Here is a 14,995-nt window from a genome sequence, read left to right on the forward strand (position 1 = left end):
AATTATTCATGCTAAAACTTCCTAAAATAAACAGAAAACACTTTATTTGTATATAAAATAATGCATTTACAGAAAGCATAATTCCCCCAACCTTAATATATTGACTTATTATGAAAAGTAACCATTGGCTACTTACGGTAGCACTCACTTTCATCGTCCTGCAAACCAAAGCAGATGCATGGATACGTATTAACCAACTTGGCTACTTGCCGCAGTCTGTAAAAGTAGCAGTATTCATGAGTGAAGAACCCACTGACATACAAGAGTATGCACTTGTAGATGCCTTCACCGGACAAACAGTTAGCACTTTCAATTCTATCAAATCAACCGGAAAGATGGGCCTAATGAAGAGTACCTATCGTTTGAATTTTAGCGATTTCAATCAACCGGGAACCTATTACCTGAAAGCAGGTAAAGCTGTCTCTCCCCATTTTCCCATCAATAACCATGTATACAATGGAACTGCAGATTTCTTATTGAACTATATGCGTCAGCAGCGCTGCGGTTATAATCCTTTCCTAAAAGACAGTTGTCATGTGCACGATGGCTACATCTTGTATCATCCCACTAAGACGGGACAACACATTGATGTCCGTGGTGGCTGGCACGATGCAACGGATTATCTGCAATATACCACAACTTCCGCCAATGCTATTTATCAGATGATGTTCGCCTATCAGGAAAACCCGGAATCTTTCGGTGATTTCTATGATGCTGCCGGACTTCCCGGTGCTAACGGTATCCCTGACATTGTAGACGAAATAAAATGGGGACTGGACTGGTTAAATCGCATGAATCCCGCTCCCGGTGAACTATACAACCAGATTGCTGACGACCGTGACCATGCTGGTATGCGTCTGCCCAACAAAGATAAAGTAGATTACGGATATGGCCCGGGTAACGGACGTCCTGTTTATTTCTGTAGCGGTGAACCTCAGGTACGTGGCCAGTTTATGAACGCAACTACAGGTGTAGCCAGCACGGCAGGCAAATATGCTTCCTGCTTCGCTCTCGGTGCACGTCTCCTGAAGAATTTCTATCCGGAATTTGCAGCCGAAATAGAGGCAAAGGCCGATGCAGCCTATCAGCAAGGTGTAAAGAAGCCAGGGGCTTGCCAGACGGCATCCGTCTTGTCCCCGTATATCTATGAAGAAGATAACTGGGTAGACGATATGGAGTTGGGAGCCATGGAACTGTTTAAAAGTACCGGAGACCTGACATATCTGCAGCAAGCCGTTGAGTATGGACGACGTGAACCTGTTACCCCATGGATGGGTGCTGACAGTGCACGCCACTACCAGTGGTATCCGTTCATGAATATGGGACATTACCACTTAGCAAAAGTAAACAATGACCGCCTCAGCAAAGAATTCATCCGAAACATGCATACCGGTATTGTACGTACCTACGAGAAAGCAGTCGAAAGCCCATTCATGCATGGCATTCCCTACACTTGGTGTTCTAACAACTTAACAACTGCCATGTTGACACAGTGCCGCCTGTATCGTGAAGCAACAGGTGATGAAACATACAAAGAAATGGAAGCCGCCATGCTCGACTGGTTGTTCGGTTGTAACCCATGGGGAACCAGTATGGTCGTAGAACTTCCCCTATATGGAGATTATCCTTCACAACCCCACTCTTCATTACTAAATGCAGGAGTAGGCAACACTACAGGCGGATTGGTAGACGGACCAGTTTACCGCACTATTTTTGAAAGTCTGCGTGGAGTAAATATGACTGGTATTCCCGGTACTCCCGGACAAGATTATGAACGCTTTCAGCCGGACTTGATGGTATATCATGATGCCATTCATGACTATTCGACCAATGAACCGACTATGGATGGAACTGCATGTCTCACTTATTACCTCTCTGCCATGCAAAAAGAGGGCATGAAGCAAGCCAATATTCAAGGCGATAAGAATATATATGTAAATGGTGGCATCATTCGCACTGATCCATCAAAAAAACAAATTACACTTGTCTTTACTGCAGCTGATAAGGCAGACGGTGCCGATGCTATCATCAGCACACTGAAAAAGTACGGCATCAAAGGTGGATTTTTCTTCACCGGTGAATTCTACGAACTCTACCCTGAAGTAGTCAAACGTCTGCGTACCGAAGGACATCTGGTAGGTAGCCACAGTTATGGACACTTACTGTATATGCCGTGGGAAAATCGCGATTCACTATTAGTAACCCGTGAGCAGTTTGAACAGGATATGTTAAAAAGCTATGCAGGTATGCGCGAGGCAGGTATCGAATACAAAGATGCTCCGGTATATATCCCGCCTTATGAATATTATAATAAAGAAATAGCTGCATGGGCAAAAAATATGGGCATCCAACTTATTAACTATACGCCCGGTACAATGAGTAATGCAGATTACACTACCCCGGATATGGGACAGAAATATCGCAGCAGTAAGTTCATCTATGATAAAATCATGGAAATAGAGAAAAAAGAAGGTTTAAACGGACATTTGATGTTGATACACTTCGGTACGGACGACCGCCGTACGGATAAATTCTATAATGGCTATCTGGATAAAATGATTAAAACATTGAAACGGAAAGGCTATACTTTTGTACCCGTACTCGAAGCAATAGGAATGTAGTCCATACGATTATCATAAAAAGGTTAGTTAAAGGTTATCATGCAAAGGTATTTAAGGTAATATTCAATCGGTTTGTTTTCAGTAGGCTTTTTCCCACCCCCAAGGGAAAAAGTTTCAAACCAAAGCTCCATGCCTGAGAAGGTCCGGAGCTTTTTTCTGTCATTTTTATAATATGATGAAGAAGATTTTGATGCAGATAAGTGCATCAGCCTATGCAGATAAGTGCATCGCCCTACACAGATAAGTCTTCAACCCGATGCAAATAAGTGTGTGGGGTGATGCAGATAAGTGCACAATAAGGAAAATTAAAAACTATCTTTTACAGCCTGTAACAAGGTTTGTATATCTTCCTCTGTTGTATCAAAAGAAGTCACAAAACGAATTTCATTTTCAGCTTCGTTCCAGAAATAGAAGAAGTAAGACTTCATCAGCTTATCAATAACCGAACGAGGCATAGTCAGGAATAACTGGTTACTCTCCATCTTCTGTGTAAAATGTACACCCGGGAATACCTTCAAACCATCATACAGTTTTTGTGCCATTGCATTGGCATGCATAGCATTCTTTTTCCACAAATCATCTGTAAGGTAAGCTGTGAACTGACAAGAAAGATAACGTAATTTAGAAGCTAACTGGGCCGATTGCTTCCGCACATAAAGTGCCTCTTTTTTGAGCTCTGGATTAAAAATGACTACGCTTTCCCCAAGCATCAAACCATTCTTTGTTCCACCAAAACTAAGTATATCAATACCACAATCAACCGTAAGTTCCTTGAAACTAAGATTCAAAGCTACACAAGCATTCGCCAGGCGTGCACCATCCATGTGTACATACATACCATGTTTATGCGCTAAAGCTGTTAATGCCTTCAATTCCTCCGGAGTATAAACAGTACCCAATTCCGAACATTGGGAAATATAAATAGCACCCGGCTGGGAATGATGTTGTTCACCAAAATTCTTTAGATAAGGCTGTACCAACTCTGGGGTGAGTTTACCATCCGGTGTTACAATCGGACGGATCTGGCAACCTGTCATACGTGCAGGAGCACCACATTCATCCACATAAATATGTGCTGTCTCCGCACAAAGAATCAAATTATAAGGACGCGTAGCCAACTGTAAAGCTACTGCATTGCTACCTGTTCCATTAAAAACAAAAAGCGGTTCACAATCAGCTGTAAATGTCTCCTTGATTTTACGGACGGCTTCCTCCGTCCAAGGATCGTCACCGTAACCTACTGCATGATTTTGGTTTGCCCGGTTTAGTGCTTCCATCACCAATGGATGTACACCGGAATTGTTGTCTGAAGCAAAACTTCTCATAGTTATATTCATTTTATCAATAAATTATCTTAGCACCCGAATTATCATTTACTACTAAGAGCATGCAAAGGAACAAAATATATTCGTTAGCAGAAAAAAAGAAGCGTGGATTTTAAAAATCCACGCTTTCGTTTAGGTTTTCAATCGGTTTTTCATTCTTTAGCCGATATAAACATTCACGCCCAAAAAAATGTAGAGTTCTTCGTTCTCTTGGTGCAATACAATCTTGTCTTCACAAGCTAACCATCCCAAGGCGGCTCCCAGTTCTTTGTCCTTCAGCCCGGACTTTCTCTTCAAAGTCCCATAGTCCCATTTGGCGTAATTGCTAAGCAACCTCCAAATCTTGCCTGCGTTCAGGCCGATGTCGCTTTTGTTCATCTCTTCTCGTCATTAAAAAGGTTAAATAATTGATTGGTTTTTGTTTAGGTTATCCTAATTTATCACCCTAAAGGTATCACTTTTTATTTATAAAACATAAAAAACGAACAAAAGATATCTTTTTTAATCAAAATTGTAACAGTTTCGTAATAATATACAGGTAATATGAGTAGAAAAAGACTAGAAAAGAGAAAAAAAAGACCACAGTACCTTCATAGAGATACTGTGGTCATTTATTATAATTATGAGTTCAGGGAAAAACGGGTATTACATCATGCCACCCATGCCGCCCATACCGGGAGCACCCATTGGCATTTCAGGTTTGTCTTCCTTTTTTTCAACGATTACACATTCAGTAGTCAGGAACATACCTGCAATAGAAGCAGCATTTTCCAAAGCTACACGAGCAACCTTTGCAGGATCAACTACACCGGCAGCATGCAAGTTTTCATATACATCAGTACGAGCATTGTAACCGTAGTCACCTTTACCTTCACGTACTTTCTGTACAACTACAGCACCTTCTTTACCAGCATTGGCAACGATCTGACGCAACGGTTCTTCAATAGCACGCTTGATAATGTCAACACCGGTAGTTTCATCGATGTTATCACCTTTGAAACCTTCCAATGCATCGAGTGCACGGATGTAAGCTACACCGCCACCCGGTACAATACCTTCTTCAATAGCAGCACGTGTTGCACGCAAAGCATCGTCTACACGGTCTTTCTTTTCCTTCATTTCAACTTCAGAAGCAGCACCTACGTAAAGAACAGCAACACCACCAGACAATTTAGCCAGACGTTCCTGCAATTTTTCTTTGTCATAATCAGATTTAGTAGCAGCAATCTGAGCTTTAATCTGTTCGCAACGTTCCTTGATATTTTGTTTGTCACCGGCACCATTTACGATGGTAGTGTTATCTTTAGAAACTGTGATCTTATCAGCAGTACCTAACATCTCGATGGTAGCTTGTTCCAGTTTCAGACCCTTTTCCTCACTGATCACTACACCGCCAGTCAATACGGCGATATCTTCCAGCATTTCTTTACGACGGTCACCGAAGCCCGGAGCTTTCACAGCACAAATCTTCAATTGAGAACGCAGACGGTTTACAACCAACGTAGTCAAAGCTTCACTATCCACATCTTCTGCGATTACCAACAGAGGACGTCCGGTTTGTACAGCAGGTTCCAAGATAGGCAAGAAATCTTTCAGGTTAGAAATCTTCTTGTCGTAGATCAGGATGTATGGTTTTTCCATTTCACACTCCATCTTCTCCGTATTAGTAACGAAGTAAGCGGAAAGGTAACCACGATCGAACTGCATACCTTCTACCACACCAATAGTAGTATCAGTACCCTTAGCTTCTTCGATAGTAATTACACCGTCTTTAGAAACTTTACGCATAGCATCAGCAATCAACTTACCGATAACCGGATCATTGTTTGCAGATACAGAAGCAACCTGTTCAATCTTATCGTAGTTGTCACCTACTTTTTCAGCTTGTGACTTAATTGAGTCAACCACTTTGGCAACAGCCTTGTCAATACCACGTTTGATATCCATAGGACTTGCACCGGCAGTTACGTTCTTCAAGCCTTCAGCAACAATAGCCTGTGCCAATACAGTAGCAGTAGTAGTACCGTCACCAGCATCGTCACCAGTCTTAGAAGCAACTTCTTTCACCAACTGTGCACCCGTATTTTGGTATGCATCAGACAGTTCCACTTCCTTAGCTACAGTTACGCCGTCTTTCGTGATGTGAGGAGCACCGAATTTCTTTTCGATAATCACATTACGACCTTTAGGGCCGAGAGTTACTTTCACAGCATTTGCCAGTGTATCGATACCTTTTTTCAATTGGTCGCGGGCATCGATATTGAATAATATTTCTTTTGCCATAATGATATTTACAATTTAAATATTTTATAATTACTATATTAACCTAACACAGCGAGTACGTCACTTTGACGCATAATCAGATATTTAGTGCCTTCAACCTCCAGTTCAGTACCAGCATACTTGCCATACAAAACGTTGTCGCCCACCTTCAATACCATCTCTTCATCTTTCGTACCGTGACCAACTGCCACAACTTCACCTTTCAAAGGTTTTTCTTTTGCTGTATCCGGAATAATGATACCGCCAATTGTTTTCTCTTCTGCAGGTGCAGGGAGTATCAGCACTCTGTCTGCCAATGGTTTAATGTTCATAGTTCTTTTGTTTTTTATATGTTATACATTTATTATAGTAATGTCTTGCCTCGTTATTGGTGAGACGCAAAATAAATTGCGAAAAGCGTGCCAAACAGCAAAGCTAAATTTCTGTCAGTATAAAACTGCCAAATTGGCAAAGAATAAGACAATATTCCATTATCTTTAGAGAAGATAAGCGGCATCTCAGCATAACTTTTTCATGATTTGCATTATCTTTGCCCCCTCAAAAAACGTTTTTAGAACATGAATGCAGTCTGGATTGTTTTGCCCATTCTCACATTATTAATGTTTGAACTGGGATTGACACTTGAAATTAAAGATTTTAAATTATTTCGTCAACGTCCCTATCCTATAATTGCAGGTTTGATAGGACAAATAATTCTTTTACCTGTATTAGCTTTTGCGCTGGGATATCTGTTTCATCTGGAGCCTTTATTTTTTATTGGATTGGTACTCATAGCCTGTTCTCCGGGAGGAAGTTCTTCCAATATATTCTCTATGATTGCCAAAGGCGATGTAGCACTTTCCGTATCGTTGACTGCATTCAGCAGTATTATCACCCTATTCACTATTCCTGTCATTATGGAGTTTGCCACACAAGTTGCAGGAGACAATAGTGGAATGATCATACACTTACCTGTCGGTAGCCTCATCATCCAGAATTTACTACTTATGTTGCTCCCCATTGCAACAGGCATTTTAACAAAACGTTTCTGCCCTAAAGCGGCCGAACGGATACACAAAATATTATCTAAAGTAGCTTTTCCCGCCTTGATATTATTGGCCTCTGTCTTCTTCATGCAACATCACGAAACGATAGCTGCACAGATCGGACGATTAGGATCGTGCATCACAATGATGATTTTGCTGGCTATGGGTGGAGGATATATAATCTCTTGGCTAATGAAATTGAACAGAAAAGAGCAACGCACACTTATCATTGAAATAGGAATGCAGAATGCAGCTCAAAGTATTGCCATTGCAAGTAGCCCGTTTATATTCAATAATGATGTAATTGCTATACCAGCCATTATTTATGCACTGATGATGAATATTATCTTATTAGTATATGTGGGAATAGTAAAGAGAAGATGATAAACAGTGAAAATTACACTAAAATTCCCCTCTACAAGAAGTTAAGACCTTGCATGCAAGAAGTTAACTTCTTGTCAACAGGGAGTTAAGTTCTTGTCAACAAGAAATTGGCGACTGAAAAAATGATAAACTTAGCCAGTTTAGTCAATATCCAGATCCGTATCACAACTCAATTCTGTCGAATATCCCTGCCAGAAGCTCTTGGTAGAATGTACTAAAGCACTCCCCATCAAGAAAAGGAATATTACGGCTATTAACGTCATCACCATACCGATGGCTGCGTAATACTTCGGTTCTAAAACATCCATAATAGTTATCTTTGTTAGGTTAGTACTACAAAGATAACCAAGATGGACTACAAAGAGTTTACTCTTTTATGAAGTTTTTATTTCTTTAAAGTTTGTATCAATTCTTCGGCCGAAACCAAGCTCTGTTCACCAGTCTCCATATTCTTCAGCGTCACCTTATTCTCATTCATTTCATTCTCTCCCACAAGGGCTACAAATGGAATGTTCTTGGCATTAGCATAGCTCATCTGTTTTTTCATCTTTGAAGAATCCGGAAAGATTTCTGCACGAATACCTTCGGCCCGTACCTTAGCAAGTATATTCAGAGAGTAAGCAGCTTCTTTCTCACCAAAGTTAATAAAAAGAAGTTGTGTACTGTTCACAGCTTCCTTCGGATAAAGGTCAAGCTGATTCAATACATCGAAGATACGATCGGCTCCAAAAGAGATACCTACACCGGAAACACCAGCCATACCGAACACACCGGTCAGATTGTCATAGCGACCGCCACCTGTGATACTTCCGATCTGCACATCCAAGGCTTTCACTTCAAAGATAGCGCCAGTGTAGTAGTTCAATCCGCGGGCAAGCGTCAGATCCAGTTCCAGTTCATTTTTCAAACCGAAAACAGACAGAGTTTTCAAGATAAACTCGCTTTCTTCCACACCCTTTTGACCGATCTCACTACCCGCAAGCACTTCTTTCAAAGTAGCCAGTTTTTCTTCATTCGTACCATTCAGCAGAATAATAGGTTGCAATTTGGCAATAGCTTCATCACTGATACCTTTTTCCTTCAGTTCTGCATTCACATTGTCCAAACCTATTTTATCCAGTTTATCAATGGCTACTGTGATATCCACTATTTTATCAGCCTCACCAATAATCTCAGCGATACCGGTCAGAATCTTACGGTTATTAATCTTAATACAAACCCGGATACCAAAACGGGTAAAGACCGTATCAACAATCTGCATCAACTCTACTTCATTCAGTAAAGAGTCACTACCCACTACATCAGCGTCACATTGATAAAATTCACGATAACGTCCCTTCTGTGGACGATCTGCGCGCCAAACGGGTTGTATCTGATAACGTTTGAAAGGGAAAATTATTTCATCACGATGCATTACCACATAGCGGGCAAACGGCACAGTGAGATCATAACGCAAACCTTTCTCACAGAATTTACTGGCAAGTTTAGCAGCATTACGACTCAGTAGTTCCTCATCAGTCAGCCCGGAAAAGTAGTCACCTGAGTTCTGTATCTTGAACAAGAGTTTATCACCTTCTTCGCCATACTTCCCCATCAGTGTAGAAAGCATTTCCATTGCAGGTGTTTCAATCTGCTGAAAACCATAGAGGTGGTATACATCGCGAATGGTATTGAATATATAGTTACGCTTCGCCATCTCTACTGGCGAAAAGTCACGGGTTCCTTTGGGAATACCTGGTTTTGCTGCCATAATTATTCTATATTATTTAGTTTGGAATGCAAATTTACGGCAAATTATTGAATTAGCTGAAAGAAAGACAGGAGATTTTGAATGAATATGTACATAGCCATGTGTTCGTATATGGAGAACATGTCCGCTTTTGAACAATATCCAATACATACATCCTATTAGATATCAACACCTTATCCTTTCGGCATATTATTTGCTATATGTGTTACCCAAAACATTAAAAGAAGAATATTATGAAAAAACAAATCAGTTTATTATTCGCAGCATTCCTATGTTGCTCTACTATCGGCTGGGCACAAACCCAGGAAGAGTCTAAAATGAAAGATGAGTTTTACAAGACACTCAACTCATTGAATCAAGAGAAAAAACAAGCTTTAGATAAGAAAGATTATGCAAAGGTGGAACAGTGCATCTGGAATATTATCGATAATTACAAGAAACTTCCGGAAACAGTACAGAAAAGAATTGGATTAAACTATGGATACCATTATTATGATATTGCCTGTTACCAATCTCTGCAAAAAAAGACAGAAGATGCTTTGAAACATTTTGATCTGGCCTTTCAGAATGGATATGTCAATTATGCTCATATACAAAAAGATACAGATTTGGATAACATACGCAACGAAAAGAAATTCCAGGAGACACTGGTTAAAATCAGAGAAGAAGGAGATTATCTTTATATTCTGCAAAAAGCAGCCGAGTATACCAGTACTCCTCCCCATTTCACATATATGGAGCCGAGCGATAGTAATCTGATAGCCGTGAAGGAATATTTTAAATTAGATAGCGTAGCTGGCACAGGGGATGAACTCTCGAAGATAAAGAACATACTGACCTTTATACATAATAGAATCAAACATGACGGACAACATAACAACCCTGAGCATCTAAATTCCATTGCCTTGGCGGAAGCCTGTAAAGACGGTTCCCGTGGTTTGAACTGCCGTGGACTGGCCACTGTATTGAATGAATGTTACCTCGCAATGGGTTTCAAATCACGTTTTATAACCTGTATGCCTAAAAAATACATCAGTGATTGTCACGTTATTAATGCTGTTTATTCTAAAACTCTGGATAAATGGGTATGGGTAGACCCTACACAAAATGCTTGGGTCATGGACGAAAATGGTACCATGCTCAGCATACCGGAAGTACGCGAACGAATGCGTACAGGTCTGCCACTGGTATTGAATAAAGAAGCCAACTGGAATAATAAACAAAAAACCACTAAAGAAGAGTATCTGGACTCCTACATGGCTAAGAATTTGTATTATATTAACTGTACATTCCGTAGCGAATTCGGTACAGAAGACAAAAAGTATAACCCTGCAGACTATGTTGCCCTTATGCCGACTGGTTATTATAATGACATGGAAAAAGGTTCCTACATCACTTATGATGCCGACTGGTTCTGGCAATCACCATATCAGAAATAAAAACAGACCATCTATCTTAAGCAAACAGACCACCTATTCGCAGTGAATAGATGGTCTGTTTTTATCGTTTTATATATTGGACAAGATTAGTCTCTGCGACCCATAAATATCATAATATAATAAATCAGCGTTGCCAATGAGCCCAATGCAGCCACTACATAGGTATAAGCAGCAGAACGAAGTGCATCTTCAGCCTGTTTATGATTGTAAGAGTTCGTAATGCCCGAACGACTCAACCATACCAATGCACGCTTACTTGCATCTATTTCCACCGGCAAAGTGACGAAACTGAACAGCGTTGTCATAGCAAACAAAATAATACCTGCCAGCAACAATTGCGGGAATGTATTCAGCAGCAAGATACCACCCAGCAGCAACCAGGTCATCCACTGTGAAGCAAACGATACCACCGGTACAAGCTTGCTACGCATAGTCAGCGGAGCATAAGCCCGTGCGTGCTGTACTGCGTGACCGCACTCGTGAGCAGCAACGGCAGCAGCCATGATACTATTACTTTCATATACACCTTCACTCAGGTTTACTGTCTTATTGGCAGGATTATAGTGGTCTGTCAGTTGTCCCGGCGTATGTGTCACCTGAACATCATAAATTCCATTGTCATGTAGCATCTGAAGGGCAACATCACGGCCCGTCATTCCATTACCGGTAGGGATTTTGGAGTACTTCTTGAACTTGTTCTGCAAGTTCATTTGCACCAGCCAGCTGACTACAGCTATACCAATAAAGATAATCCATTGTATTCCTATCATTCCTTCCATAATTTTTTTCTGTTTTTAGTAATTAAAAATGTGTCGTTTGTTATATATAATACAAATTGTTTGCCAAAAATAAAGGGAAACCGTGAGCTTTACTACAGTTTCCCTTATCTTTTAGGAAGAATTAGCGAAAACCCACTACTGCCCAACAAGTTGTAACTCTATCACGTAATCCGTATCTGAAGGAACTTCCGGTAACTGCAACACCACTCCCTGTCCGGCACGAGTGATCCGTACCGGAGATTGATCTTTAAACAGAAAGCCTTTCTTCACCATTTTTCCATCCAATGGAAGATACAGTGCATTATCCGTCAAGTTCAGAATATGAACAAAGAGCCGGTTTCCCTTTTGCGTTGTCACACCCCAGTCATGCGGAGCAACCATACCACCACGCGTGCCGTAAATCGTTTCACCGTAAACTTTCATCCACTCTCCTACTTCTTTCAACCGCTGAACTGCCACTTCCGGTAGACATCCGTCGGGCTGAGGGCCTATATTCATCAACAAGTTCGCATTCTTTCCGGCAGCCTTCACCAGATAATGGATCAAAGTTTTCGTTGACTTATACTCTTGGTCGGTTATTTTATATCCCCACATTCCATTCATGGTTTCACAAGTTTCCAAAGGCAGTCGACTGACATCTTGTCCGGAAAGCCCTGCACTGTTCTCGCCCGGCAGATCACGCTCGAAAATCTGTATATCCTCTCCAGGGAAAGGCATCTGGTGATGATTGTTACCCACCAAGCAAGCAGGTTGCAGGCCATGTATCAACGCATACTGTTCCGGTAACTGCCAGTCGAAATCAGGATTAGCATCCTGATCCCACCAGCCATCGAACCAGATAGCACCTATCGGACCATAGTTCGTCAGCAACTCCGTCAACTGGTTGTTCATAAAAGTATAATAGCTTTTCCAGTCTCCCTTCGGATTAGGGCGTCCGGTTCCACGCCCTGTGCGTCCCCACGGTGCATCTTCACGATACCAGTCGATATGGGAATAATAAAAATGTAACCGAACCCCCTGCTTATGACATTCATCTGCCAGTTCTTTCACAATATCCCGTTTGAAAGGAGTGGCATCCACAATATTATAATCAGAATATTTAGTATGGAACATAGAAAAGCCCTCATGATGACGACTTGTAAAGCAGATATACTTGGCTCCGGATGCCTTAATAGCACTTACCCATTCAGCCGCACTAAACTTGGAGGGATAGAAACCTCCGGCTAGTTTGGCATATTCTTTATAATTCAAATCTTTATTGGTCATTGTCCATTCACCGGTAGCCAACATACAGTATAGCCCCCAGTGTAGAAATATTCCAAACTTATTGTCTTGAAACTCCTGACGGGCTTTCAGGTTCTCGGCAGACGGTTGATAAGTCTGCGCCTTTGCAGGTAAAAAGGATGCTGCAAACAAAAGGAATAAAAGAAGTTGTGTTTTCATCATAAGTATGCGGATGGGTTAATAAAAAAATGAGATTACATCAGCACATATACTGATGTAATCTCATTATAATATAATTAGACTTACTCTTCTGTATAACGTTCAATCGTCTGTCCACGGTCAGGACCTACGGAAACGATCTTAATGGGCACACCAAACTGTTCTTCCAGGAATGTCAGGTAAGCATTAAATTCTTCAGGGAATTCGTCTTCGCTCTGCATTCTCGTCATGTCAGTCTCCCAACCGGGTAACTCAACATAAACCGGCTCAAGACCTTCGCTGATGTCATACGGGAAATAATCAATTTCTTCACCGTTTACTTTATAAGCTACACAGGCTTTGATTGTTTCGAATGAATCAAGTACATCGCTCTTCATCATGATCAATTTGGTAACACCGTCTACCATAATGGCATACTTTAACGCCACCAAGTCAATCCAACCGCAACGACGTTTACGACCTGTTACCGAACCGAACTCATGTCCCAGTGTACAAATCTGGTCACCTGTCTTATCAAACAGTTCCGTCGGGAACGGACCTGCACCTACACGTGTACAATATGCTTTGAAGATACCATAGACTTCACCAATCTTATTAGGAGCCACACCCAAACCGGTACATGCACCTGCACAAATAGTATTGGAAGAAGTAACGAACGGATAAGAACCAAAGTCGATATCCAACATCGTACCTTGAGCACCTTCACAAAGTACTGACTTATTATCGTTCAGCAGGTTATTGATTTCATGCTCGCTGTCTACCAACGGGAATTGCTTCAGGTACTCAATGCCTTCCATCCAGGCCTTTTCAATTTCTGTCAGGTCATATTCATAGTTCAAACCTTTCAGAATTTGCTCATGACGTGCTTTGGCTTCAGCATATTTCTGTTCGAAGTTATGCAGGATATCACCTACACGCACACCGTTACGGCTAATCTTATCAGTATAAGTCGGGCCGATACCTTTACCCGTCGTGCCTACTTTAGCATCACCTTTCGCAGCTTCGTAAGCGGCGTCCAATATGCGGTGGGTCGGCAAGATGAGATGCGCTTTCTTAGAGATATGCAAGCGCGCTTTCAGGTTATGACCGGATGCTTCCAATGCTTCAGCCTCTGCCTTAAAGAGAGCCGGATCAAGCACTACGCCATTACCAATGATATTCACCTTGTCACCTTGGAAAATTCCCGAGGGAATAGAACGGAGCACATACTTCTGCCCTTCGAACTCGAGTGTATGTCCGGCATTCGGTCCGCCTTGGAAGCGAGCCACGACATCGTATCTCGGAGTTAATACGTCAACGACTTTGCCTTTGCCTTCGTCGCCCCATTGTAATCCTAATAGAACATCTACTTTCATTTTTCTTTCTTATAGTTATTACTTTTCTTCTTACGTTTGTTAGCTCGGTCGCACTTACTGCACAATCCATACAGATAAAGCGAATAATGCGACAGACTGAACCGACTCAATTTAGTATTCCCAATCGCCTGCTGTAATTCTTCGTTCTGAAACTCAGTTACTTTACCACACTGCGTGCAGATCTGATGGTGATGCGTATCACGGTTATAACTTTTTTCGTATTGGGAGGAATTTCCAAACTGGTGTTTAATAACCAGTCTTGCATTGATGAGAAGGATAATAGTATTGTAAAGAGTCGCGCGGCTTACACGGAAATTTTCCTGGTCAGCCATCAGCGAATAAAGTGTATCGATGTCAAAATGCCCATCAATGGAATAGATAGTATCGAGTATGGCATAGCGCTCGGGAGTCTTGCGATGCCCGTTCGCGTTGAGATATTCAGTGAATATCTGCTTTACCGTATCTTTCACATTCTGACTTTCCATTTTGGCGGCACAGTTTTTTACAGCCAACAAAGTTAAGCCTTTTTTGCGGAAAGCAAATGAGAAAGAGGAAAAAAAACAAAAAAAGAGTGATAGAGTAATCACCCTA

The 14,995-nt window shown here is 41.4% G+C and carries 13 protein-coding genes; 3 read left to right on the forward strand and 10 right to left on the reverse strand.

Features of this window, described 5'->3' with window-relative positions:
* Window positions 1-110 precede the first annotated feature (110 nt).
* On the forward strand, window positions 111-2,621 hold the full coding sequence (locus BACINT_RS15010; RefSeq protein ID WP_007664490.1) for a glycoside hydrolase family 9 protein: 2,511 nt from the start codon (window positions 111-113) through the stop codon (window positions 2,619-2,621).
* A gap of 305 nt (window positions 2,622-2,926) precedes the next feature.
* On the opposite strand, the gene BACINT_RS15015 is transcribed toward BACINT_RS15010, so the two are convergent.
* From BACINT_RS15015 to BACINT_RS15030, 4 genes are all read right to left on the reverse strand, one after another.
* Window positions 2,927-3,946, reverse strand: a complete 1,020-nt coding sequence (locus BACINT_RS15015) for a threonine aldolase family protein (protein WP_044155291.1) — start codon at window positions 3,944-3,946, stop codon at window positions 2,927-2,929.
* Window positions 3,947-4,105: 159 nt separating this feature from the next.
* Window positions 4,106-4,324, reverse strand: coding sequence for a winged helix-turn-helix domain-containing protein (locus tag BACINT_RS15020; RefSeq protein WP_007664492.1), 219 nt, complete (start codon window positions 4,322-4,324; stop codon window positions 4,106-4,108).
* A gap of 267 nt (window positions 4,325-4,591) precedes the next feature.
* Window positions 4,592-6,229 carry a chaperonin GroEL gene (gene groL, locus BACINT_RS15025; RefSeq protein WP_007664493.1) on the reverse strand — a complete coding sequence of 546 codons (1,638 nt, stop codon included), beginning with the start codon at window positions 6,227-6,229 and terminating at the stop codon, window positions 4,592-4,594.
* A 38-nt stretch (window positions 6,230-6,267) separates the two neighbouring features.
* A complete protein-coding gene (locus BACINT_RS15030) occupies window positions 6,268-6,540 on the reverse strand; it encodes a co-chaperone GroES (protein ID WP_007664495.1) in 273 nt (90 codons plus the stop codon).
* A 246-nt stretch (window positions 6,541-6,786) separates the two neighbouring features.
* On the opposite strand from BACINT_RS15030, the gene BACINT_RS15035 reads away from it, so the two are divergent.
* Complete coding sequence (locus BACINT_RS15035; RefSeq protein WP_007664496.1) at window positions 6,787-7,638, forward strand: bile acid:sodium symporter family protein; 852 nt, start codon at window positions 6,787-6,789, stop codon at window positions 7,636-7,638.
* A 140-nt stretch (window positions 7,639-7,778) separates the two neighbouring features.
* Here the strand turns inward: BACINT_RS15035 and BACINT_RS24375 are convergent, their stop codons facing one another.
* Window positions 7,779-7,946, reverse strand: a complete 168-nt coding sequence (locus tag BACINT_RS24375; RefSeq protein ID WP_007214867.1) for a hypothetical protein — start codon at window positions 7,944-7,946, stop codon at window positions 7,779-7,781.
* Window positions 7,947-8,023: 77 nt separating this feature from the next.
* On the reverse strand, window positions 8,024-9,388 hold the full coding sequence (gene hisS / locus BACINT_RS15040) for a histidine--tRNA ligase (RefSeq protein WP_007664497.1): 1,365 nt from the start codon (window positions 9,386-9,388) through the stop codon (window positions 8,024-8,026).
* Between the two features lie 233 nt (window positions 9,389-9,621).
* On the opposite strand from hisS, the gene BACINT_RS15045 reads away from it, so the two are divergent.
* Window positions 9,622-10,827 carry a transglutaminase-like domain-containing protein gene (locus tag BACINT_RS15045; protein ID WP_007664498.1) on the forward strand — a complete coding sequence of 402 codons (1,206 nt, stop codon included), beginning with the start codon at window positions 9,622-9,624 and terminating at the stop codon, window positions 10,825-10,827.
* An 86-nt stretch (window positions 10,828-10,913) separates the two neighbouring features.
* Here BACINT_RS15045 and BACINT_RS15050 read toward each other — a convergent pair whose 3' ends face one another.
* The 4 genes from BACINT_RS15050 to BACINT_RS15065 form a co-directional block, all read right to left on the reverse strand.
* Entirely contained in the window at window positions 10,914-11,606 is a 693-nt protein-coding gene (locus BACINT_RS15050) for a zinc metallopeptidase (RefSeq protein WP_007214977.1), read from the reverse strand.
* Window positions 11,607-11,741: 135 nt separating this feature from the next.
* Entirely contained in the window at window positions 11,742-13,049 is a 1,308-nt protein-coding gene (locus BACINT_RS15055) for an alpha-L-fucosidase (RefSeq protein WP_044155292.1), read from the reverse strand.
* Window positions 13,050-13,132: 83 nt separating this feature from the next.
* The gene (locus BACINT_RS15060; RefSeq protein ID WP_007664500.1) at window positions 13,133-14,404 is read right to left on the reverse strand and encodes an adenylosuccinate synthase; all 1,272 of its coding nucleotides are present in this window, start codon (window positions 14,402-14,404) and stop codon (window positions 13,133-13,135) included.
* Window positions 14,401-14,889: a Fur family transcriptional regulator gene (locus BACINT_RS15065; RefSeq protein ID WP_007664501.1), complete on the reverse strand. Its 489-nt coding sequence runs from the start codon at window positions 14,887-14,889 to the stop codon at window positions 14,401-14,403. Before BACINT_RS15065 ends, BACINT_RS15060 begins: the two co-directional genes overlap by 4 nt.
* Window positions 14,890-14,995 lie beyond the last annotated feature (106 nt).

The sequence above is a fragment of the Bacteroides intestinalis DSM 17393 genome (assembly GCF_000172175.1).
GTDB lineage: Bacteria > Bacteroidota > Bacteroidia > Bacteroidales > Bacteroidaceae > Bacteroides > Bacteroides intestinalis.